The sequence below is a fragment of the Pseudomonas sp. BRM28 genome, from assembly GCF_002939405.1.
GTDB classification, from domain to species: Bacteria; Pseudomonadota; Gammaproteobacteria; order Pseudomonadales; family Pseudomonadaceae; genus Aquipseudomonas; species Aquipseudomonas palmensis.
In genome coordinates, this window is sequence record NZ_PEFV01000001.1 from 3,346,071 (window position 1) to 3,367,673 (window position 21,603).

Below are 21,603 nucleotides of genomic sequence, written 5' to 3' on the forward strand. Positions count from 1 at the left end.
TTGGCGCCATTAAAACACACCCAATACACATATCAATTTTTTGACGTCGAACTTTCTACAAACTATATGTCATTGTTTTTAAACGGTTTTTTAACTTTCACAAAACAAACTATATTTTTTTCTAGTTAATTTGATATGAAGTGTTGCCGTTCCAAAATTAAACGCTATAGGATGAAAAAAAGAGAGATAAGCCGCCGACGAACATCAACGTTCGCCGCGTTTCAGTTTGCGCCTGCCGCCTGAACATTTATCAACTACACAAGGGTTCGCTCAGGCGAACAGTGCTAAAGGGATCTCTATGAACATCAGTATTTTCGGGCTCGGATATGTAGGTGCCGTGTGCGCCGGGTGCCTCTCGGCACGTGGCCACAATGTGGTGGGGGTGGATATCTCCCCGGCCAAGATCGACATGATCAACCAGGGCAAGTCGCCCATCGTCGAGCCGGGGCTCGAGCAGCTGTTGCAACAGGCCGTGCAGCAAGGGCGCCTGTACGGCACCACCGACGTACAACGCGCCGTGCTCGACACCGAACTGTCGCTGCTGTGCGTGGGCACGCCCAGCAAGAAGAACGGCGACCTCGACCTGGTGTACATGGAGGCCGTATGCCGCCAGATCGGCGAAGCCCTGCGCGACAAGGCTGGCCGTCACACCGTGGTGGTGCGCAGCACCGTGCTGCCAGGCACGGTCAACAACGTGGTCATCCCGCTGCTCGAGCAAGCCTCGGGCAAGAAGGCCGGCGTCGATTTCGGCGTGGCGGTCAACCCCGAGTTCCTGCGTGAAAGCACGGCCATCAAGGACTACGACTTCCCGGCCATGACCGTGATCGGCGAACTCGACACCCAGTCGGGCGACATCCTGCAATCGCTGTACGAGGGCCTGGACGCCCCGGTGATCCGCAAGTCGATCGAAGTGGCCGAGATGATCAAGTACACCTGCAACGTGTGGCACGCCACCAAGGTGAGCTTCGCCAACGAGATCGGCAACATCGCCAAGGCCTCCGGGGTGGACGGACGCGAGGTGATGGACGTGGTGTGCCAGGACCACAAGCTCAATCTGTCGCGCTACTACCTGCGCCCCGGCTTCGCCTTCGGCGGCTCGTGCCTGCCCAAGGACGTGCGCGCCCTCACCTACCGCGCCGGCCAGCTGGACGTCGAGCACCCGCTGCTGGCCTCGATCATGTCCAGCAACCGCAGCCAGGTGCAGAACGCCTTCGACCTGGTCAGCGGTTTCAACAAGCGCCGTATCGGCCTGCTGGGGCTGAGCTTCAAGGCCGGCAGCGACGACCTGCGCGAAAGCCCGCTGGTGGAGCTGGCCGAAATGCTGATCGGCAAGGGTTACGAGCTGCGCATCTTCGACGCCAACGTCGAGTATGCCCGGGTGTTCGGCGCCAACCGCGACTACATCGAGTCGAAGATCCCGCACGTGTCGTCGCTGCTGTGCAACGACCTCGACCAGGTGATCGACGGCGCCGAGATCATCGTGCTGGGCAACAACGACCCGCGTTTCGCCCAGGCTCTGGAAGGCAATGGCGACAAGCAGATCGTCGACCTGGTCGGTTTCATGCCCAACGCCAGCAACGCCACCCAGGAAGGGATCTGCTGGTAAGGCCACAGGCTCCGTCAAGAGAGCCCAAGGCGTTCGACTCCACGCGTCACCCGACTGTTTACCTGCCTGAGTGCCGCCTCCTTCGGAGCGCCGGCGAACCTCATGTGCGTGAACGGCCGGGTGCGCGCTGCCCGTACCAAGGAGAAACGGCACCATGAAACCACAGCAACAGCGGCCCGAGGGCCGACCCGGCTACCTGCAGGCAGGCGCCAGCTTCTGTGCCTGGGCCTGCCTGTTCGGCCTGGTCGCGCTGGCGTCGCAGATGATCGCGCCGCAGTACCTGGACCCCAGCCACCACACGTTCATCTTCATCATCGGTACCCTGGGCATGTGGCGCTACGGCAATGCCATCGTCCACTACATCCGCGGCATGTACTTCCTGCACTGGAAGTTCCCGCGCATCCGCAAGGCGGTCGAGCGCATGGGCGACGATGCCCTGCCCTCGCACATGTTCATGGTGGTGACCAGCTTTCGCATCCCCACCCACACCACCTTCAAGGTGTACCAGTCGGTATTCCAGGAAGTGCAGCGGCTGAACGTGCCGTGCACGGTGATCGCCTCGATCGTGGAAAAAGGCGACGAGCAGTTCATCAAGACCATCATGCGCAACGAGGTGGTCGATCGCGACGACATCAAGCTGGTGATCGTGCGCGCCCGTGGCACCGGCAAGCGTGACGGCCTGGCTCATGCCTTCCGTGCCCTGTCGCGGCAGATGCCGCTGCAGGACGCGGTGGTCGGCGTGGTCGACGGCGACACCATGATGCTGCCCGGCTGCGTCGAGCGCGCGGTCAAGCTGTTCGCCTACCTGCCCAATGTCGGTGGCCTGACCACCAACGAGTTCTGCGAGGTCGAAGGCAGCCCGCTGATGCGCCAGTGGCACTCGATGCGCTTCGTGCAGCGGCACATCAACATGTGCTCGATGGCCCTGTCGCACCGGGTGCTGACCCTGACCGGCCGGCTGTCGTTCTTTCGCGCCAGCGTGATGACCGACCCCGAATTCATCCGCGACGTGGAAGCCGACTTTCTCGAACACTGGCGCCTGGGCCGCTTCCAGTTTCTCACCGGCGACGACAAGTCCTCGTGGCTGAGCCTGATGCGCGCCGGCTGGGACACCTTCTACGTGCCCGACAGCAACACCCTGACCGTGGAGCATCCACCAGACAACAGCTTCTGGCGCGCCACCCGCCAGCTGATGTTCCGCTGGTACGGCAACTCGTTGCGCCAGAACTTTCGCGCCACCCACCTGCTGGGCCGCGCCCGCCTGGGCCTGTTCACCCTGTACGTGCTGCTCGACCAGCGCGTGTCGATGTGGACCTGTCTGATGGGCCTGACCGCCTCGGTAGTGGCCGGCGTGGTGTTCGGCATCGAGTACCTGCTGGTGTACCTGTTCTGGGTACTGCTCTCGCGCAGCCTGGTGACGGTGCTGTTCCTGTTCGCCGGTCACCCGGTCAGCCCGGTGTACCCGTTCGTTCTCTATTACAACCAGATCGTGGGCTCGCTGATGAAGGTGTACGCACTGTTCCACATGGACCAGCAGAGCTGGACCCGGCAAAAAACCACGCTAAGCAACGGCACTGTCGATTTCGACACGGCCCTGAACCGCTGGTCATCGAAGGCGATGCTGTTTTCATCCATCGCGATTTTCTTCGGTGCCATCTCGGTACTTCTCGAACTCACGCAACGTTAAGGAAAGGCGCCTGCCATGAGTAGCTCGAACATCCCAGCAGCCCCCGGCACCACTGCAGCCAACGTGGTCCACGAGGCCATCGACGAACGCCAGTACGTGCGCACCAAGCTCAATGCCCGGGTCAGGCTCAGCGCCCCCGGCCAGGCGCCCATCGACAGCACCCTGCAGGACATCTCCCTGGGCGGCCTGGGCCTGGTGCACAGCGCCCCGCTGAAGATCGGCAGCCTGTACACCGCCTCGATCCAGCTGCGCCTGAACCAGGTCGACCTGAACATCGACAGCCAGATCAAGATCGTCTCGCAGCGCGGCGCCGAAGTCGGCGCGCAGTTCGTCGACCTCGACGCCCAGAAGCGCGACATCCTGCGCTACATCATCAGCGCCTACCTGTCGGGCGAAATTGCCGACGTCAACGGCCTGTTCAACGTGATGCAGCGCGAGAACTACATCAAGGAGCGCAAGCACAAGTACGCCAGCGCACGCAATGCAGGCGATCGCCTGCGCGCCATCGGCGGCACCCTGCTGTTCACCGCCGCCGGCATCGCCGCCCTGAGCTTCGTGGCCTACAAGAGCTACTTGCTGTTCTTCCGCATTCCGGCCGTGCAGGCCCAGGTCAGTGCCGATGCGCAGATCATCAGCATGCCCGACAACGGCTACGTGAAGTTCCTGCTGCAGCCTGGGCAGAGCGAGGTCAAGGCCGGCGAGCCGCTGGCCAACATCTCCACCCAGCTGGCCACCAGCTTCACCAGCCCGGCCGACATGAAGGCGCTGGCCGACCTCGCGCCCGGCGACCTGCAGACCCTGCTGGGGCGCGCCACCATCGAGACCGTGATCAACAGCCCGTGCGACTGCCAGGTGTACTTCCCCAGCACGCCCATGAACGGCTACGGCTACAAGCAGGCGCCGCTGCTGCACCTGCTGCCCAAGGACCAGCCGCTGTACGTCAGCGCCAACGTGCCGTTCGACAAGCTGAGCGACATCAGCCGGGTCAGATCCGTGGACCTGCAGGTGTTCGGCCTGGACGAACGCTTCGGCGGCACCGTGGTGGACTCGCGGGTCGACGCACTGAACAAGAACCTCGCCCTGACCATCCGGCCGGACCGTCCGCTGCCACTGGCGGCCTACCAGAAACCGGTGGCGGTGGACCTGTACCTGGGCCTGCCGGCCTTGCCGTCGCTGTCGCGCTGAAGGGCCCCCAGATGAAACCGATGACGCCCGCCTGGCTGCTGTTCACCGCCCTCGCCTGCACCGGCCCTGCCCTTGCCGGGCAAAGCCTGGAGCAGATCCGCTACGCGCTGTACAAGGACCCGCAAGCCGATGTGAGCGCCGATTTGCGCGTGCTCGCCGAGCGCGGTGACCTGGCGTCCAAGCAGTTGCTGGGCGATGTGCTGGCCAGCAGCGACAGCGCCAACCGCCAGGAGGCGATCCGCCTGTACCAGGAAGCGTTTGCCGAGGGTCGCGGCCTGGTGCCGGCGCTGGCCTCGCTGGCCCGCCTGCTTGACCGCAGCCCCGGCCTGCGTCAGCAGCAGCGCCCCTGGGTGGCCCAGGCGCTGACCCGCTACCCGGCCACCCTGGACCCGCGCAACACCAATGCCACGCTGGAAGTGTTCCTGACCTACCCGGACCTGGTGCCCACCGCCGAGGCCGCGCAGTTGCTGGCGCTGTACGAGCAGTCCTGCCTGCTCGACTGCCACCCCGAGCTGTACCGCGCGGTGGTCGCCGAGCGCCAGGGCGACCGCGCCGCTGCCGAGCACTGGTATCAGCAGGCGGTACGCGTCGACCCGCGTGGCGTCGACCGCTACTACGCCTTCCTCGGCGAGCGCCAGGACACCGCGTTCCCCGCCTTCGCCCGCACCCTGGAGCCCCGGATGGCGCAGTTGCCGGTGGAGATCGTGCACCGTATCGGCTCGTTGCTCGACACCATCAGCACCGTGCAGCGTGCCGACCAGCAGGCCGAGCAGGATGAGCAGCTGGGCAACGCCATGGGGGCCCCAAGGCCCGCGCCCACCCCCGAACAGCAGGCCCGTGCAAAGGCCCTGGCCGATGAATGGGCGGCCGCCATGGCCGAGGTCCAGCGCTGGTTCGACAACGCCGCGCAGCGCGGTTTCGTGCCGGCGCTGGTGTCCAAGGCCAACTTCATGATCTCCAACCCCACCGAGCACAACGCCGACCAGGTACAGGCGCTGATTGCCCAGGTGCAGGCCAAGGACCCGACCCGGGCCAAGGCGCTCAATGCCTCGCTGTACATGGTCACCAACTGGCTGACCCTGGACCCGCAAAAGGCCCAGGTGCTGATCGACGAACTGATCGCCAGCAACTTTCGCGACGCGCACCTGCTGCTGGCCGACCTGTACAGCAAGGGCGGCCTCGACCAGCCCGACCAGGAGCGTGCCCTGGCGATCTACCAGGAACAGGCCGAGCGCGGCGCCACTGCCGCCTGGTACCGCATGGCCACCATCTACGCGAGCGGCCGCGCCATCTGCCACGACCCGGTCAAGGCCTACACCTACGCGCGCCTTGCCCTGGACCTGGGCGAGCGCCGCGCCCGCGGGCTGCTCAAGCGCCTGGACAAAACCCTGAAAACGGCTGACATCGAGCGCGCCATGGCGGCACGCAATGACCTGCTCAAGGAGACCACCCTGTGAAAGCGCATCCGTCCCTGTTTGGCGCCCTGCTCATGCTCGCGCCGCTGTACACCGCGTTCGCCGCCGAAGAAATCACCGGCCCCGAGGCCGACAGCAGCGAGCCGGTGCGGGTAGACGCCGACGCCAGCACGCCGGTGATCACCTCCGAATTCTTCAACAAGCTCACCGTGCAGACCGGCTACGGCCCCGAAGATTCCCAGGTGGGGCGCAGCCGCGAGAGCTTCTACAGCCTGCGCTACGAACCCTCGTTCGCCTGGTACTCGCCGGAAAAACGCTGGGCCAAGTGGATGGTCTACGGTCGCCTGTGGCTCAACTACGACTCCAGCCAGACGGCCAACAGCCAGAACGAAAGCACCAACGCCTTCGACCGCGAGCAGCCCGAAGGCTGGTACGCCGAGCTGCGCGAGCTGTACGTCAAGCGCAACCTGCTGGGCGACGACCCACGCTTCTCGCTGTCGGCCGGACGCCAGCGCTTTGCCGACGACTACGGCATCTGGTGGGACGACAGCATCGAATCGCTGCGTTTCGATTACAAGGACACCTTCGCCAAGGGCTTCTTCGCCGTGGCGCAGAAGTTCTACAACTACAACAGCGACGTCAACCGCCTGGCCGACAGCGAAGAACGCACCACCTACCTGATGGGCGAGTACGCCTACCGCTGGAGCGAGAACAACTGGGCCGGCACGCGCCTGATGTACGAAGACGACCACAGCGGGCACGACCCGCGTGACCGCTACGACTTCACCGGCATGCGCTACGGGCTGTTCTTCAAGGCCGACAACCTGCAGGTCAGCCCGCTGTTCAGCGACTACCACCTGGAGCTGGCCGCACTCGACGGCAAGGTCGACAACACCGACGGCAACGGCCTGACCACCACCGGCCACAACGCCAGCGGCTGGGCGGCGCTGGGCGAGATCGGCAAACGCTTCGACGACCTGCCCTGGACCCCGCGCCTGGCCTTGCGCGGCGGGCTGACCGACAAGCCGAGCAACGAGAACGACGGCTTTCGTCTCAACACCATCCAGTCCGACCGCATCACCCGCCAGGGCTCCTACAGCACCCGCCTGGCCAGCTCGTTCGTCAGCCTCGACCTGCGCAACCTGAGCTACTACGGCTTTGCCGTGGAAACCCGGCCCACGCCGCGCAGCGCCCTGGATTTTCGCCTCACCGAACTCAAGCTGCGCGATGCCAGTGGCACCCTGCCGATCCGCGTCGACGGCGACCAGCGCAGCGCGCGCAACCAGGCCATCGCCCAGGGCAGCAACGGCAACGGCAAGCACGTGGGGCAGATGCTCGACCTCAACTACTACTGGAAGATGTTTCCGGTCGCCCTCGACGGCAAGCACCTGGACGTCAACACCCTGGTCAGCGCCAGCTACCTCAATGCCGGCAACGCGCTGGATACCGGTGACGACTACCAGCTGACGGTCGGCGTCGTGATCAGTTACTAAGGGCGGGCCCCGCGATGATTTTCGCCTCAAACGTGTTCCTGTTCCTCTACCTGCCGCTGTTCCTGGCGGTGTACTTCCTGGCGCGTGCGCCGTGGCGCTCCACGGTGATCGTCGCCGCCAGCTACATCTTCTATGCCTGGTGGCGCCCGGACTTCCTGCTGCTGTTCGTCGGCATCACCTACTGGAACTACTGGTTCGGCCTGCGCATCAAGGCGCGCCTGGACGCCGGCGACAAGCGCTGGGCGTTCCGCCTGCTGTGGATCGGCATCATCGGCAACCTGTCGACCCTGGGCTATTTCAAGTACGCCAACTTCGGCGCCGAGGTGCTGGGCGCACTGCTGGCGCCGCTGGGCATCAACACCTTCACCCTGGAGACGATCTTCCTGCCGCTGGGCATCTCGTTCTACGTGTTCCATGCCCTGAGCTATATCGTCGACATCTACCGCAAGGACGCCACGCCCACCAACAACTTCATCGACTTCGCCGCATTCGTCGCGCTGTTCCCGCACCTGGTGGCCGGCCCGATCCTGCGCTACAGCCAATTGGCCCCGCAGCTGCGCCAGCGTACCCACTCGCTGGAGATGTTCTCGCTGGGGGTCTGCCGGTTCATGCTCGGTTTCATCATGAAGGTGCTGATCGCCGACCAGCTGGCGCCGATCAACGTGCTGTTCATCAGCGAGGGCAGCCTGCAGCTGAGCGATGCCTGGTTCGGCCTGGTGGTGTCGACCCTGCAGCTGTACTTCGACTTCGCCGGCTACAGCCACATGGCCCTGGGCCTGGCGCTGATGATGGGCTTTCGCTTCCCGGAGAACTTCAACCAGCCCTACGTCTCGCAGAGCATCACCGAGTTCTGGAGCCGCTGGCACATGACCCTGGCGCACTTTCTGCGCGACTACGTGTACATGCCGCTGGTGCGCAAGCGCATCGCCGGGGCCATGCCGGCGCTGGTGTACACCATGCTGCTGTCGGGGCTGTGGCACGGCGCAAGCTTCGCCTTCATCTGCTGGGGGCTGTTCTTCGGCCTGGGCATGGTGATCGAGCGCAAGTTCAACCTGGCCACCAAGGTCACCACGCCCTACCGCCTGGGGCGCAACCTGCGCACCGGGTTGCTGATCATCCTGAGCATGCCGCTGTTCTTCACCAACGACCTGCGCCACAGCCTGGACATCTACCAGGCGCTGTTCGGCTTCAACGGCCTGGGCTCGCTGGAGCTCTACGTGCTGGGCGCCTCAAAGATGGCCATGTCGTTCGTGGCGGTGGCGCTGTGCTGGCTGATCCTGGCCGGCAGCAACAACGTGCGCTACTACGCCGGCAACAAGCAGCACTTCTTCATGGCCCATGTCGGCGGGCTCAAGGCCGTGCTGCTGTGGGCCGGCTTCGCGCTGGCGCTGAGCAGCCTGGCTGCGCACTCGTTCTCCCCCTTCCTCTACTTCCAGTTCTAGGAGACTGTCATGTACCCGGTGATGAACTCGGCAAGCAAGGTCAACGGCATTCTGTTCTGCCTGGTGCTGGCGGGGATGTTCGTCTACTCCCTGCCGCCGGTTTTCAGTTTCGCGAAAAACCAGAGTGACGCCTGGAACCTGTTCGTCGACGGCAAGCTGCTGCGCAAGTTCGAGCAGGCCTACGACAAGCGCTTCTTCCTGCGTGAGCCCTCGGTGCAGCTGTGGGCCGACGCGCAGTACCTGCTGTTCAGGGAGGGCACCAAGGGCGTGGTACTGGGCAAGGACGGCTGGCTCTATACCTCCCAGGAATACCGTGTGCCCAATGACCTGGAGGCCAACCTGCAAGGCCAGCTGGCACAGATCGACGCCGTGCAGGCGCAACTGGCGCAGCACGGCAAGCGCCTGGTGCTGCTGCCGTTGCCGATGAAGCTGGACATCTATGCCGCGCATGCCGAGCACCCGTTCGATCCGCGGGCCATCAGCCTGTACGACCGCTTCGTGGCGCAGCTGCAGGCACGCAACGTCACGGTGACGCCGCTGCGCTCGGCGTTTCTGGACAACCTCGGCGGCCCACCGCTGTTTCTCAAGTCCGACACCCACTGGAGCCCCGATGGCGCACGCCTGGCCGCCTTCGAACTGGCGCGCCAGCACCCGGAGCTGCTGGGCCAGGAGCGCTATGTGTCGCACCAGATCGCGCAAAAGACCGTCAAGGGCGACCTGATGAACTACATCCAGTTCGACCAGAGCCGGCTGATGCCGGACTTTGGCGCCAACCAGATCGCCGTGTACGAAACCCTGAAGGCCGAACAGAGCAGCGATGAGCTGTTCGCCGACCAGGCCCAAAGCCTGCTGCTGGTAGGTACCAGCTACAGCAAGATCGACGACTGGAACTTCGTCGGTTTTCTCAAGGAAGCCCTCAACCGTGACCTGCTGAGCATTGCCGTGGAGGCCCGCGGGCCGTTCGAGGCAATGAACCAGTTTCTGGCCAGCGATGAGCTGGGCAACCCTGACATCGACACCGTGGTCTGGGAATTCCCGCTGCGCACCCTGCTGGCCCATCGGGTCAGCGGCCAGCGTCAGATGAACCAGACCCAACACTTCTAAGGAGATACACCATGACCCGTTCGCCACGCCAACTGCTCGCCGCCACCGCCCTGCTGCTGGTCAGCACCGCCAGCCTCGCCAACGACGGCAATGCCGACCTCTACGACGCCGTGGCCCCGGCCGACTCGGCCTTCGTGCGCGTGCTCAACCTGAGCGATCGCAGCATCGACGTGACCCTGAGCGGCAAGGTCAACCCACAGAAGGTCGCCCCCGGCCAGCTCAGCGGCTACCGCTTCACCCCTGCCGGCAGCCACAAGATCGCGGTCGACAAGCAGGCCATCGAGCCGCAGCTCAAGGCCAACGCCGCCAGCACCGTGGTGTATGACGGCAAGGGCCTGACCCTGATCGCCGACAAATACGTCAACGAACCGAAAAAGGCCCAGATCGCCTTCTACAACCTGACCCCCGCGCAGGCCGCCCTCAAGACCTCCGACGGCAAGACCTCGGTCATCGACCCGCTGGGCAAGGACCAGACCGGCAGCCGCCTGGTCAACGAAATCAAGATCGGCTTCGCCGCCTATGTCGATCAGCGCAACGTCGCCCAGTTCGACGACCTGTTCCTCAAGAAAGGCCGCTCGTACAGCTACGTGCTGCTGCCCGCCGCCAATGGCTACAAGAGCATCAGCGTGGCCAACAGCATCGACCCCACGCTGTAACCGCAGGCTGGCCTTGAACACAGGATGATGAACCGCGCATGAAGATCCTTACCTCCCTCGGCCTGATGGCCGTACTCGCTGCCGCCAGCCAGGCCGGCCAGGCCGCCGAGGCGCCCAGCACCGGCTGCACCAGCCTTGAGTGCATGGTCTGCCCGGCCCTGAGCGATCCGCAGAAATACGCCGAAGGGCGGATGAAACTGATGCGCGAGATCGTCCCGGGCAAGGACCGCTGGCTGTTCCGTTCGGCCGTCGACCTGACCAACGACTTCGGCATCCCCGCGCCCATGCGCCCGGAGTTCGCGCGCCTGATGGCCGCGTTCCGCCAGCAGGGTATCCACGTGGCCATGGCCGTGCAGCCCACCCGTGGGCTGATGCACCGCGACAAGCTCTACCCCGGGCAGTTGCACGGGTTCGACTTCGAGCGCGCCAGCAACAACCTGGCCAGCTACCTGCAGCAGCTGCGCAGCGGCGGCGCGGTGGTGCCCGACCTGATGCAACTGGTGCGCACCCCGCCGGCGGGCGAGTACTTCTTTCGCCGCGACCACCACTGGACCCCCAGCGGTGCCGAGGCCACCGCACGCCTGGTGGCCGATGAGGTGCGCCGCCAGCCGTTCTATGCCGACCTGACCAAGAAGCACTACCGCACCGAGCCCGGCGTGATGGTACCCAAGGACGGCACCATGAACCTGGCGATGAGCAGCATCTGCGGCAACAACTACGGCTTCCAGTACGTGCGCGGCTACCAGACCATCCCGGTGGCCGACGATGCCGACGCACTGTTCGACGAAGCCCCCGACCCGCAGGTGATCCTGGTGGGCGACAGTAACGCCGCAGCCCGTGAGGACGAGAGCAAGCAGTTCAACTTCGACGGCTACCTCAAGCAGTACCTGGATGTCGACATCCTCAACTACGCCCTGCCCGGCGTTGGCCAGGACGGCTCGCTGCTCGAATACCTGCTGTCCGAGAACTACAAGCCCGACGCACCGCCCAGACTGATCATCTGGGAGCTGCCGGCCAACTACCAGCTGGAGTCCGACCAGATGTACCGCCAGCTGATTCCGGCGGTCAAGGGCGGTTGCAGCACCTCCACACCGGTGCTGGGCAACCGCCTGCAGCGCCCTGCGCTGCGCGTCAACGACCGCATCGAACTGCTGAGCAACGCCGGCGAAAGCCGCAAGGCACTGGGCAGCGGCCAGGGCTTTCTGGACATCCGCATCAGCGACAAGAACGTCAAGGACTTCTACGTGATCGTGTATTACGACAACGGTGCCCGCGACAAGGTGTGGTTTCGCCGCGAGGCGGCCGTCAGCGGTGGCCAGTACTACCTGGAGCTGAGCAAGGCCAAGGAGTTCGCCGGGGCCAACCTGCTCTCGGTGTTCCTCGAACCGACCAAGCCGAGCCAGGCCGCCACCCAGGTGGAAACCCGTCTATGCCTCTGAAGCCCTGGCTGGTCGCCACCCTGGGCCTGTGCGCCGGGTTGCAGCTGGGCAACAGCCTGGCCGCGCAATCGATCTGGCCGGCGCGGGCCACCGCCCAGTCGGCGATGATCGCCGACTACCGCACCCTGCAGTGCAACAAACAGCCGCCGCCACCGTACACCGCCAGCCTGCGCATGCAGAGCAAGTACGACCAGCGCGATGCCAGCAAGTCGACCCTGCGCAGCCGCCCCGATGCCGACACCGAGGCGGCGAGCAAGCAGGTCAAGCAGTTCATCGCCGGGCTGATCTTCGCCAGCAAGCGTTTCCAGCGCGCCAAGACCCCGCAACAGGCCAACATGGCCCTGGCCTGCCAGGACCAGTGGCTGGAGCACTGGGCGCAGGCCGGTGCCCTGCTCAACCCGGATGCCAGCAGCACCGGCATGGCGGCGCGCAAGTGGGCGGTGGCGGCCATGGCCTCGACGCTGCTGCTGACCCAGGCCGCCAGCAACGGCCAGGTGCAGCTGTCGCCGGCCCAGACGCGCTGGTTCGAACAGCTCGGCGAACTGATCATCCGCGAGTACCAGCCACGCCAGGCCGCCAGCTTCACCTGGTTCAACAACCACGACTACTGGGCCGCCTGGGCCGTGGCCGCCAGCGGCATGCTGGTGCAGCGCGACGACTTCATCCGCTGGGCCGACGGCAATCTGCGTCGCGGCCTGCAGCAGGCGGTGCGCAGCGGGGACGGCAGCTATGCCTACCTGCCGCTGGAAGTGGCGCGTGCCCGGCTTGCCGCCACCTACAGCCAGTACGCGCTGGTGCCGCTGGTGCTGCTGGCCGAGTCGGCGCGGGCCAATGGCCTGCCCTGGAGCGAACACGACCAGCAGACCCTGGAGCTGCTGGGCAACTTCGCCGCACGCACGGTGCTCGACCCCGGCCCGCTGCCCGAACTGATGGGCCAGGCCCAGACCGAGGTAGCCCCCTACAAGCTGGCCTGGCTGATCCCGTTCCTGTACCGCGCGCCCAACAACCGCCTGGCCCGCCAGCTGTACGAAAGCGAGGACGGCAACGTCGACAACTACAGTCAGATCGGCGGCCCGCTCAAGCCCTTCTACCCCCCTTTGCCGTAACCCAAGGACGAATCGCCATGGCCCAGCCTGCCCGCATTTTCCGCTTTACCCGACTGGCCGGCCTGCTGCTGGCCGGCCTCGCCGGCGTGGCCCACGCCGCCCCCCAGGGCCTGCCGATGCAGCAGGCACTGCGCGTGGTCAGCCCCAACGACTACCAGGCGCAGGTGCAACAGGTGCAGGCCAGCACCCGCGAAGCAGTGAGCTTCACCCTGCAGGAACGCCCGCGCCCCGGCGGGCGTGCCACTGTCAGCCTGCAACCGATGTTCTCGGCCCAGGGCGGCAGCTGGCCGTTCGAGCCGTTCGTCAACAACGGCCTGTTCCGCGCCGTGGCCGGCTACCAGGCGCACCACCCGCAGGCGGTGCTGATCCAGGGTGGCAGCATCACCCTGGCGCAGTTGGCCGACACCCTGAACAACCCGCAGGTACTCAAGCGCTACAAGGACGGCTACCTGCTCAGCTACCCGCTGATGATCGCCGCCGATGGCGGGCTGGTGCTGGAGGGCACCAGCCTGTACCTCTACAGCTATTCGGGCACGGCCCTGATCAACCAGGGCTGGCTGGGCCTGAACCAGTCGCGCCTGGAAAGCGTGGCCGGCGACAAGGCCGGCAACACCGAGCGCGCCTGGCGCCCGTTCGTGGTGGCCTGGGCCGGCAGCCATACCCAGCTGATCGGCGCCACCCTCAACCGCCTGGGCTACAACGCCAACCTCTCGCGGGGCCTGACCACTGCCCTGAGCAGCCAGCAATCGCCGGCCACCCGGCCGGCCAGCGTGCTGATACGCGACAGCCAGTTCAGCGAGCTGTCGGCGGTGGAGCTGCAGCACAGCCGTGGGGTGATCGAGGGAAGCCGCTTCGAAAGTGCCCAGCAGTATGGCGTGGACGTGCGCGACAGCCAGATGCGCATGGCGCACAACCAGATTCGCGGGGTCGACAACAACAGCGGCATCCGCCTGCGCGGGCAGACCCGCGCCTGGCTCGACGACAACCTGATCCTGGGCACGCACAAGGCCGCCATCGAGGTCAGCGACCAGCGAGGCGCGCTGCTGCTGAGCGGCAACCGCATCGGCGCCAGCCGCGGCAACGGCGTGCTGCTGCGCAACCTCAAGGGGGAGATGCCGGTGCTGATCGAAGGCAACTTCATCGGCAACAGCCAGGGCAGCGCGGTGGACGCCAGCGACGTGGCTGGCGCGGTCATGCTGGAAAACCACATCGGCAACACCCCCGAGTACGCCATCAGCCTGCGCAACACCCAGCCGCTGGCCGGGCCGCTGATTCTGGGCGGCAACACCCTGGGCCGGGTGGGCAAGGCGGTGGTTCGGGTGGAAGGCATGGACCAGGTGCTGCTGGGCAGCAACCGTTTCGAGGGCAAGCCATTGCTGCAGAACCTGCTGATCGGCGACCTGCTGCCGGTGCAGGGCCCGTTGCTCGACGCCACCGTGCGCCAGGGCTGCGTGGTGCAGGTACGCCGGGTGGCCGCCGGTACCCCGCAGCCGGGGCTGACCTGCGTGCAGAGTGCTAGCCGATAACCCGCTGCATGCGCACGAAGCATTCGTCCTCACCCTGCGCGACGAAGCCGTGGCGCAGGTACAGGGCCTGGGCCGGATTGCTCTTGAACACGGTCAGGCGCAGCAGCGGCAGATGGCGCCTGCCGGCCCATTCGGCCAGTTGCTCCAGCACCCAGCCACCGGTGCCCTTGCCGCGTGCGGCCTCGACCAGGTGCAGTTCGCGGATGTACAGCGCACGGCTGTCCTGGCTGAGGCTGCAGAAGCCCAGGGGCTGTTCGGCGTCGACAATCAGCCATTGCTCGCGCCAGCCCCAGGCCTGGTCGAAGGCTTCTTCCAGCCAGAGCAGATCGAATTCGCGGTAGTACGCCAGCATGGCGCGGCGCGTGAGGTCGCGGGCGAAGGTTCGGTGCAGGTCGGTGGCGGGGGTCAGGGTTGGGGTCATTTGGGTGCCCGTCAGGGGATTTTCGGCGCGGCCATCGCGGGTCAAGCCCGCTGCCACAGGTAAGGCGGGGGCCTTGTGGGAGCGGGCTTGACCCGCGATGGCCGTAACGCAGATTCAGAGAGTCACACTTTAGGCCCCAGCTCATCGGCATAGCAAACCGGCGAACTCCCGGGCCCCTGGCGATCCAGCTCATCCTCCAGCCACTGGGCCAGCACCCGCGCATTGTTGTGCTGTTCATCCTTGAACGCATACACCAGGGTCAGGGTGCCGCCACGGGCCTTGTCCAGCAGCCCCCACCAATGCTGCGGCCGGTCGGCCAGCTCCTGGCGATACCGCTGGCAGAACCCGTCGTAGTCCACCTCACCGCGGTGAAAGGCCTGGCGCAAGGCCGACGACGGCGCCACCTCCGGTAGCCAGGCACTCAGGTGCAACTGATCCTTGCGCCGGTTGCGCGGCCACATCCGATCCACCAGCACCCGCTCGCCATCCTGCGGCGCAGGCGCCTCATAGGCCCGTTTGCACTGAATCATCGGCACGTTCCTCCCACTGCCTGGGTACAAGCGTAGCTGGGCAACCCGCGTTTTTGTTGATCGAAGTCACTATGCCATCACTCAGGGTTTTTATCCTTGATGCGCCAGGCACGACTTCCACCCTACCGGACCCGTCTAATGACAACCCCGATCAGCACCACCCTTGACTCCGCGGGTGGCCGCCCCTCCCTTGCACAACTGGCCACCCGCCCCGGCCGCGCCTCCGTCACCCTGTTCGTCTGCCTGTTGCTGGGGGGCCTGGTGTACACCGCCTGGAGCCTGTTCCGCGACATCGATGCCGCCGGTACCGTGGTCACCACCTGGACGCCCTTTCTGCTGCTGGGCCTGGCACTGCTGATTGCCCTGGGTTTCGAATTCGTCAACGGTTTCCACGACACCGCCAACGCCGTGGCCACCGTGATCTACACCAACTCGCTGCCGGCGCAGTTTGCCGTGGTGTGGTCGGGGTGCTGGAATTTCATCGGGGTGCTGCTGTCCAGCGGCGCGGTGGCCTTCGGCATCATTGCCCTGCTGCCGGTGGAGCTGATCCTGCAGGTGGGTTCGGCCACCGGCTTTGCCATGGTCTTCGCCCTGCTGCTGGCCGCGATCATCTGGAACCTGGGCACCTGGTGGCTGGGGCTGCCGGCCTCCTCCTCGCACACCCTGATCGGCTCGATCATCGGCGTGGGCGTGGCCAATGCGCTGATGAACGGGCGCGACGGCACCAGCGGCGTGGACTGGACCCAGGCCAGCAAGGTGGGCTACGCGCTGCTGTTCTCGCCCCTGGTGGGCTTTGCCTGCGCGGCGCTGCTGCTGGTGGGCCTGCGCATGCTGGTCAAGCGCCGCGAGCTGTACCAGGCGCCGGTCGGCGACGCCCCGCCGCCCTGGTGGATTCGCGGCCTGCTGATCGCCACCTGCACCGGGGTGTCGTTCGCCCACGGCTCCAACGACGGGCAGAAGGGCATGGGCCTGATCATGCTGATTCTGGTGGGTACCCTGCCGATGGCCTACGCGCTGAACCGCACCATGCCGGCCGACCAGTCGCTGCAGTTTGCCGCCGTGGCCCAGGCCACCCAGCAGCAGTTGCTCGGCCAGTCGGCGCAGCCCCATGTCGGCGACCCGCGCGCCACCCTCACCCTGTACCTGCGCGAGCGGCAACCGAGCGCCGAGCTGGTACCGGCCCTGGCGGCACTGGCCGGCCTGATCGGCGAGGAAGTCGCAGGCTACGGCTCGCTGACCCACGTACCGGCCGAGGCCATGGCCAACGTGCGCAACGACATGTACCTGACCAGCGAAGCCATCCGCCTGATGCAAAAGCACCAGCACGGCGGGCTCGACGCGGCCGCCACCGCGCAGGTGCAGCTGTTCAAGAGCCGCATCGACGACGCCACCCGGTTCATTCCGTTGTGGGTCAAGGTGGCGGTGGCGATTGCCCTTGGGCTGGGCACGATGGTCGGCTGGCGGCGCATCGTGGTCACGGTGGGCGAAAAGATCGGCAAGACCCACCTCACCTACGCCCAGGGGGCTTCGGCGGAGCTGGTGGCGATGTGCACCATCGGTGCGGCGGACATGTACGGGCTGCCGGTGTCGACCACCCACGTACTGTCGTCCGGGGTGGCCGGCACCATGGTGGCCAACGGTTCGGGCCTGCAGTTGCGCACCATCGCCAACCTGGCGATGGCCTGGGTACTGACCCTGCCCGCAGCGATCATGCTGTCGGGCGGGCTGTACTGGCTGCTGACCCGGCTGCTGTAGGCCTCAGCGCTGGCCGACGGCAGCATTGCCGTGGGAGATGATCACTTCGACGCGGCGGTTGAGCTGACGCGACTGCGCGTCGGCGTTGGAGGCCACCGGGTACTCCTTGCCATAGCCGGCACTGATGATCCGCCCGGCATCCACCCCGTTGCGGCGCAGGGCGTTGGTCACAGCCGCTGCGCGACGCTCTGACAGCTGCTGGTTGAGGCTGTCGCTGCCGGTCGAGTCGGTGAAGCCCTCGACCCGCACCTTGCGCTCCGGGTTGGCACGCAGGTACTCGGCCAGCTGGTCGATGTTGCGCTGGCTGCCAGCCTTGAGTTCGGCACGCCCGGTGTCGAACAGTACATCGCCGAAGGTCACCACGGTGCCACGCTCGGTCTGCTTGGCCTTGAGCTGCTGCAGGGCCTTGAGCTGCGCGGTACGCACGTCCAGGCGGGCCTGGGTGCGCTGCGCCTCGATGCCCTGCAGGCCGGCTTCGGCCTGGCGCAGGGCAATGGTCTGCTCGGCGACGGCGATCTTCTGGTTGGCCAGGTAGGCCAGCTGCTCGATCTGCGGGGCCTTGCGGTCCTTGATCGAAGCCAGCTCGGCCTTGCCCAGGGCATTGAACGCATCCTTGGTTTCCAGTGCCGCCAGGCGGCTGGACTCCGGCTTGCTCTGCAGCACGCTGAAGTGCTCGCGGGCTTGCAGCAGGCCAGGGTTTTCGGCGGTAGTGCTGCAACCGGCGAGCAACAGGCCCATCACGGAAACGGCAGGCAACAGGTATTTGACGGACATGACGGGCATCCTTACGGCGTGATCGTGGGGGTGATGGCGTCGGGCGACTGGAGCATTTCCTGCTTCAGCACTTCAATGCCCTGCTGCGCGCTGCGCAGTTGCTGCTGGGCCTTGGCGGCACGCGCCTTGCGCTCGGCCAGGTTGGCATCGGCCTCGGCCTGCTCGGCCAGGGTGCGGGCCGCGACAAGGTTCCGTTCGCCCAGGGCGCGTTCGACGGCGTACAGCTTGTCCTGGGCGGCCTTCATTTCGGCTGGCGCGTACTGGGTGGCGTCGGCGGTCACGGCGCGGCTGACCGCGTTGCGGGTCAGTTCGACCTGCTCGGTGGGCACGGGCACGCCGGCACAACCGGCCAGCACCATCAGCAGGCTGCTGGCGGCCAGGTAGTTCGTGGTGCGTTTAGCAACCATTGAAAGACTCCATAACATGAGAAAGACAGACCGTTGTTCAAGCCGCGTAAGACTATTCCCGGTCATGCCCCGCCCCTATCAGGGGGCATCCTGCTGTCAGGTAGGAAACTTCTCCGGCATTGCCACGATTCGTGCCTGCCCTTCGTCAGTGCGCAGTGAACCTGACGGGCAAAAAATGGTCTGTGGGTTTCATTTTTTCCGTTTTCAAGAAGATCACCATGCCCCCATCTTTTCAGCTTCGCGCACGGCGCTCTCTTATCCCCGGCCTGCTCGGCAGCCTGGTCATCCTGTGTGGCCCGGCCCACGCCGAAGAAGGCAGCGGCAATGAACGCTGGGTCAGCGACAGCCTCAGCACCTACGTGCGCAGCGGCCCTACCGACGGGCACCGGATCGTCGGCAACCTCAAATCCGGCCAGAAGGTCACCCTGCTGACCAGCCAGGGCAACTACAGCCAGGTACGTGGCGAGTCGGGCGATACCGTGTGGATCAACAGCAGCGACCTGCAGACGGTGCCCGGCCAGGCAGAGCGCCTGCCGCAACTGAGCGAACAGGTGAGCCAGTTGAGCGAGCAGCTCAAGACCATCGACGACAGCTGGAAGACCCGGGTGCAGGGCATGCAGGAGACACTGGATTCACGCAAGGCCCTGATCGACGAACTGGAGGCGCGCAGCACCGCGCTCAATGCCGAGCTGGGCGATGCGCAATCGCAACTGCGCGCTACCCAGGCGCAGCTGGGCGACGAGAACAAGCAGGTGCTGATGCGCTACATGGTGTACGGCGGCGGCATTGCCGGGGCCGGCTTGCTGGCGGGGCTGATCCTGCCGATGCTCAGCCGCGGGCGCAAGCGCAGCGACCGCTGGTTCTGAGGCCCCGGCCTTCGCCCGCAGGGTGCAGGCGCCAGCCTTGCTGGCGAAGGCCGTCCCACTATTGCCCCGCCCTTCCCCCAGCCAGCGCATAGGGCCCCTGCGCCAGTTGCTCACGCAGAAACGCCACGCAACTGCGCACCTTGGCCGAACTTGACGAGCGCACCGCCGTCACCGCCCAGATGTCCGCCGGCTGGTGATACCCAGGCAGCACCTGTACCAGCGCCCCGCTGGTCAGGCTGGCCGCCACGTCCCAGCGCGAAGCCATGATGATGCCGTGCCCGTCATGGGCCCACTGGCGCACGATGTCGCTGTGGTTGGAGGCCATCGGCCCGGTCACCTTCACCGTCTCGGCGCCGTTGGGCCCCACCAGGCGCCATACCCCGAAACGGTCGTCGCGGCTGCGAAACAGCAGGCAGTCATGCTGCGCCAGGTCGGCCGGCACCCGCGGCTGGCCGCGCCGCGCCAGGTAGTCCGGGGCGGCCGCCAGCACCCGCGAGCTGCTGGCGATGCGGTGCGCGATCAGGTGTTTTTCCTGCACCTCGCCCACCCGCACATCGATATCGAAGTTGTCGGCAATCAGGTCCACGCGCCGGTCCAGCAGCTCCACCCACACCTCCAGCGCCGGGTACTGGCGCCGCAGCAGCGACAGGATCGGCGCCACGTGCTCGCGTCCCAGGCGCAGGCTGGTGCACACGCGCAAGGTGCCCTGCGGCTCGCGCTGCCCGCCGGACAACGCATCGAACATCGCGCCCACGTCCTCGAGGATCTTCTGCGCCCACACGAACGTCGCCTCGCCATCGCTGGTGATGTTGACCCGCCGCGTGGTGCGGTTGAACAGCTTGACCCCGAGCATCGTCTCCAGGGTGGCGATGCGCTTGCTCACATGCGCCGGCGACAGCCCGGTCTCGGTGGCTGCCGCGATGAAGCTGGAGCGCCGCGCCACCTCGCAGAACAACTGAAGGTCACGCAGCAACGACTCATTATTCGCTATCAGCGCATTCTGATTCTTCATCTGGCCCGATTATCTCCTGGCGCTTTTTTATTAGCCTCTCACAAATGCGCTTCGACCCAGAACAAGAAAGTGAGAACCATGACTGCATTACGCCTTGCCGTGGCCGGGGCCGGCCTGATCGGCCGCCGCCATATCGAACTGATCCAGGCCAGCGCCGAGTGCCAGCTGGCCGCCATCGTCGACCCCTCGCCCGCCGCCGCCGAACTGGCCAACGCCTGCGGCGTACCGTTGTACCCGGGGCTGGCCGAACTGTTCGGCGCGCAGCGCCCGGACGGGGTGATCCTGGCCACGCCCAACCACCTGCATGTCGACGGCGCACTGGCCTGCGTGGAGCACGGCATACCGGCACTGATCGAAAAGCCAGTGGCGCATACCCTGGAAGACGGCAAGCGCCTGCTGGCCATCGCCGAGCAGCGTGATGCACGCCTGCTGGTGGGCCACCACCGCGCCCACAGTGCGATCCTGCACAAGGCCCGCGAAGTGATTGCCGAAGGGGTACTGGGCAACCTGGTGGCGGTGATGGGCAGCGCGCTGTTCTACAAGCCCGACGACTACTTCGACGCCGCCCCCTGGCGCCGCGAAGCCGGCGGTGGCCCGGTGCTGATCAACCTGATCCACGAGATCGGCAACCTGCGTTCGCTGTGCGGCGAGATCGTCGCGGTGCAGGCCCAGGCGTCCAACGCCACCCGCGGCTTTGCCGTGGAAGACAGCATCGCCATCAGCCTGCGCTTTGCCAGCGGCGCGCTAGGCACCTTCATGCTCTCCGACACCGCCGCCTGCGCGCGCAGCTGGGAGCAGACCGCCCGCGAGAACCTCGACTACCCAAGCTACGCCGACGAAGACTGCTACGTACTGGCCGGCACCCAGGGCTCGCTGTCGATACCGACCATGCGCCTCAAGTACTACGCCCGCGACGAGCAGCGCTCGTGGTGGCGGCCGTTCCAGTGCGCCACCGCCAGCCTCGACGAGGCCGACCCGCTGGCCCGCCAGCTGGCGCACTTCTGCCAGGTGATCCGTGGCCAGGCCCGGCCGCTGGTGAGCGTGCGCGACGGCCTGCGCAACCTGCAGGTCATCGACGCCATTGGCCAAGCCGCCCGCTGCGGCCACACGGTAATGATCGACAGCCTCTGAACATCGGTGCCCCGGCCCTGCGCCGGGACGCCTGCGTGCCCCCAATAA

The 21,603-nt window shown here is 66.0% G+C and carries 19 protein-coding genes; 14 read left to right on the plus strand and 5 right to left on the minus strand.

Annotation, left to right across the window (positions count from 1 at the left end):
- Positions 1–298: 298 nt before the first annotated feature.
- The 11 genes from CR917_RS15775 to CR917_RS15825 all read left to right on the plus strand — a co-directional run bounded on the left by CR917_RS15775 (position 299) and on the right by CR917_RS15825 (position 14,659).
- Positions 299–1,606, plus strand: coding sequence for a nucleotide sugar dehydrogenase (locus tag CR917_RS15775; protein WP_043860264.1), 1,308 nt, complete (start codon positions 299–301; stop codon positions 1,604–1,606).
- 154 nt (positions 1,607–1,760) lie between these two features.
- On the plus strand, positions 1,761–3,293 hold the full coding sequence (locus CR917_RS15780; protein ID WP_173925053.1) for a glycosyltransferase: 1,533 nt from the start codon (positions 1,761–1,763) through the stop codon (positions 3,291–3,293).
- A 15-nt stretch (positions 3,294–3,308) separates the two neighbouring features.
- Positions 3,309–4,478 (plus strand): PilZ domain-containing protein, encoded by a 1,170-nt coding sequence (locus tag CR917_RS15785; protein WP_054916489.1) that lies wholly within the window; start codon positions 3,309–3,311, stop codon positions 4,476–4,478.
- Positions 4,479–4,489: 11 nt separating this feature from the next.
- The gene (locus CR917_RS15790; RefSeq protein ID WP_058540402.1) at positions 4,490–5,935 is read left to right on the plus strand and encodes a sel1 repeat family protein; all 1,446 of its coding nucleotides are present in this window, start codon (positions 4,490–4,492) and stop codon (positions 5,933–5,935) included.
- A complete protein-coding gene (locus CR917_RS15795; protein ID WP_058540403.1) occupies positions 5,932–7,386 on the plus strand; it encodes a hypothetical protein in 1,455 nt (484 codons plus the stop codon). The genes CR917_RS15790 and CR917_RS15795 overlap by 4 nt, the downstream gene beginning before the upstream one ends.
- Before the next feature lie 14 nt (positions 7,387–7,400).
- A complete protein-coding gene (locus CR917_RS15800) occupies positions 7,401–8,828 on the plus strand; it encodes an MBOAT family protein (RefSeq protein ID WP_043860260.1) in 1,428 nt (475 codons plus the stop codon).
- Between the two features lie 9 nt (positions 8,829–8,837).
- Positions 8,838–9,932 carry an alginate O-acetyltransferase gene (locus CR917_RS15805; RefSeq protein ID WP_058540404.1) on the plus strand — a complete coding sequence of 365 codons (1,095 nt, stop codon included), beginning with the start codon at positions 8,838–8,840 and terminating at the stop codon, positions 9,930–9,932.
- 11 nt (positions 9,933–9,943) lie between these two features.
- The gene (locus CR917_RS15810) at positions 9,944–10,588 is read left to right on the plus strand and encodes an alginate O-acetyltransferase AlgF (RefSeq protein ID WP_043860258.1); all 645 of its coding nucleotides are present in this window, start codon (positions 9,944–9,946) and stop codon (positions 10,586–10,588) included.
- Between the two features lie 38 nt (positions 10,589–10,626).
- A complete protein-coding gene (locus CR917_RS15815; RefSeq protein ID WP_058540405.1) occupies positions 10,627–12,027 on the plus strand; it encodes an alginate biosynthesis protein AlgX in 1,401 nt (466 codons plus the stop codon).
- A complete protein-coding gene (locus CR917_RS15820; RefSeq protein ID WP_058540406.1) occupies positions 12,018–13,133 on the plus strand; it encodes a polysaccharide lyase in 1,116 nt (371 codons plus the stop codon). The genes CR917_RS15815 and CR917_RS15820 overlap by 10 nt, the downstream gene beginning before the upstream one ends.
- A gap of 17 nt (positions 13,134–13,150) precedes the next feature.
- Positions 13,151–14,659, plus strand: coding sequence for a right-handed parallel beta-helix repeat-containing protein (locus tag CR917_RS15825; protein WP_058540407.1), 1,509 nt, complete (start codon positions 13,151–13,153; stop codon positions 14,657–14,659).
- On the opposite strand, the gene CR917_RS15830 is transcribed toward CR917_RS15825, so the two are convergent.
- Both CR917_RS15830 and CR917_RS15835 read right to left on the minus strand, forming a co-directional pair.
- Entirely contained in the window at positions 14,649–15,080 is a 432-nt protein-coding gene (locus CR917_RS15830) for a GNAT family N-acetyltransferase (protein WP_058540536.1), read from the minus strand. The two genes, CR917_RS15825 and CR917_RS15830, sit on opposite strands and share 11 nt — an antisense overlap.
- A gap of 122 nt (positions 15,081–15,202) precedes the next feature.
- Positions 15,203–15,610, minus strand: coding sequence for a DUF488 domain-containing protein (locus CR917_RS15835; RefSeq protein ID WP_054916493.1), 408 nt, complete (start codon positions 15,608–15,610; stop codon positions 15,203–15,205).
- A gap of 138 nt (positions 15,611–15,748) precedes the next feature.
- Here CR917_RS15835 and CR917_RS15840 point away from each other — a divergent pair, with 138 nt between their 5' ends.
- A complete protein-coding gene (locus CR917_RS15840; protein WP_054916494.1) occupies positions 15,749–17,365 on the plus strand; it encodes an inorganic phosphate transporter in 1,617 nt (538 codons plus the stop codon).
- A 3-nt stretch (positions 17,366–17,368) separates the two neighbouring features.
- On the opposite strand, the gene CR917_RS15845 is transcribed toward CR917_RS15840, so the two are convergent.
- Positions 17,369–18,139 (minus strand): OmpA family protein, encoded by a 771-nt coding sequence (locus CR917_RS15845; protein ID WP_043861092.1) that lies wholly within the window; start codon positions 18,137–18,139, stop codon positions 17,369–17,371.
- 11 nt (positions 18,140–18,150) lie between these two features.
- The gene (locus CR917_RS15850) at positions 18,151–18,546 is read right to left on the minus strand and encodes a DUF4398 domain-containing protein (RefSeq protein ID WP_052504235.1); all 396 of its coding nucleotides are present in this window, start codon (positions 18,544–18,546) and stop codon (positions 18,151–18,153) included.
- A gap of 218 nt (positions 18,547–18,764) precedes the next feature.
- Between CR917_RS15850 and CR917_RS15855 the strand changes: the two genes are divergently transcribed.
- Positions 18,765–19,412 carry a TIGR04211 family SH3 domain-containing protein gene (locus tag CR917_RS15855; RefSeq protein WP_058540537.1) on the plus strand — a complete coding sequence of 216 codons (648 nt, stop codon included), beginning with the start codon at positions 18,765–18,767 and terminating at the stop codon, positions 19,410–19,412.
- Positions 19,413–19,470: 58 nt separating this feature from the next.
- Here the strand turns inward: CR917_RS15855 and CR917_RS15860 are convergent, their stop codons facing one another.
- Positions 19,471–20,424 carry a LysR family transcriptional regulator gene (locus tag CR917_RS15860; RefSeq protein ID WP_058540408.1) on the minus strand — a complete coding sequence of 318 codons (954 nt, stop codon included), beginning with the start codon at positions 20,422–20,424 and terminating at the stop codon, positions 19,471–19,473.
- 78 nt (positions 20,425–20,502) lie between these two features.
- Here CR917_RS15860 and CR917_RS15865 point away from each other — a divergent pair, with 78 nt between their 5' ends.
- Entirely contained in the window at positions 20,503–21,555 is a 1,053-nt protein-coding gene (locus CR917_RS15865) for a Gfo/Idh/MocA family protein (RefSeq protein WP_043861095.1), read from the plus strand.
- Positions 21,556–21,603 lie beyond the last annotated feature (48 nt).

Bases quoted from the DNA above. Each gene is read 5' to 3' on its own strand.
- CR917_RS15775 (WP_043860264.1), top strand. From the start codon at position 299: ATGAACATCAGTATTTTCGGGCTCGGATATGTAGGTGCCGTGTGCGCC.
- CR917_RS15780 (WP_173925053.1), top strand. From the start codon at position 1,761: ATGAAACCACAGCAACAGCGGCCCGAGGGCCGACCCGGCTACCTGCAG.
- CR917_RS15785 (WP_054916489.1), top strand. From the start codon at position 3,309: ATGAGTAGCTCGAACATCCCAGCAGCCCCCGGCACCACTGCAGCCAAC.
- CR917_RS15790 (WP_058540402.1), top strand. From the start codon at position 4,490: ATGAAACCGATGACGCCCGCCTGGCTGCTGTTCACCGCCCTCGCCTGC.
- CR917_RS15800 (WP_043860260.1), top strand. From the start codon at position 7,401: ATGATTTTCGCCTCAAACGTGTTCCTGTTCCTCTACCTGCCGCTGTTC.
- CR917_RS15805 (WP_058540404.1), top strand. From the start codon at position 8,838: ATGTACCCGGTGATGAACTCGGCAAGCAAGGTCAACGGCATTCTGTTC.
- CR917_RS15810 (WP_043860258.1), top strand. From the start codon at position 9,944: ATGACCCGTTCGCCACGCCAACTGCTCGCCGCCACCGCCCTGCTGCTG.
- CR917_RS15815 (WP_058540405.1), top strand. From the start codon at position 10,627: ATGAAGATCCTTACCTCCCTCGGCCTGATGGCCGTACTCGCTGCCGCC.
- CR917_RS15820 (WP_058540406.1), top strand. From the start codon at position 12,018: ATGCCTCTGAAGCCCTGGCTGGTCGCCACCCTGGGCCTGTGCGCCGGG.
- CR917_RS15825 (WP_058540407.1), top strand. From the start codon at position 13,151: ATGGCCCAGCCTGCCCGCATTTTCCGCTTTACCCGACTGGCCGGCCTG.
- CR917_RS15830 (WP_058540536.1), bottom strand. From the start codon at position 15,080: ATGACCCCAACCCTGACCCCCGCCACCGACCTGCACCGAACCTTCGCC.
- CR917_RS15835 (WP_054916493.1), bottom strand. From the start codon at position 15,610: ATGATTCAGTGCAAACGGGCCTATGAGGCGCCTGCGCCGCAGGATGGC.
- CR917_RS15840 (WP_054916494.1), top strand. From the start codon at position 15,749: ATGACAACCCCGATCAGCACCACCCTTGACTCCGCGGGTGGCCGCCCC.
- CR917_RS15845 (WP_043861092.1), bottom strand. From the start codon at position 18,139: ATGTCCGTCAAATACCTGTTGCCTGCCGTTTCCGTGATGGGCCTGTTG.
- CR917_RS15850 (WP_052504235.1), bottom strand. From the start codon at position 18,546: ATGGTTGCTAAACGCACCACGAACTACCTGGCCGCCAGCAGCCTGCTG.
- CR917_RS15855 (WP_058540537.1), top strand. From the start codon at position 18,765: ATGCCCCCATCTTTTCAGCTTCGCGCACGGCGCTCTCTTATCCCCGGC.
- CR917_RS15860 (WP_058540408.1), bottom strand. From the start codon at position 20,424: ATGAAGAATCAGAATGCGCTGATAGCGAATAATGAGTCGTTGCTGCGT.
- CR917_RS15865 (WP_043861095.1), top strand. From the start codon at position 20,503: ATGACTGCATTACGCCTTGCCGTGGCCGGGGCCGGCCTGATCGGCCGC.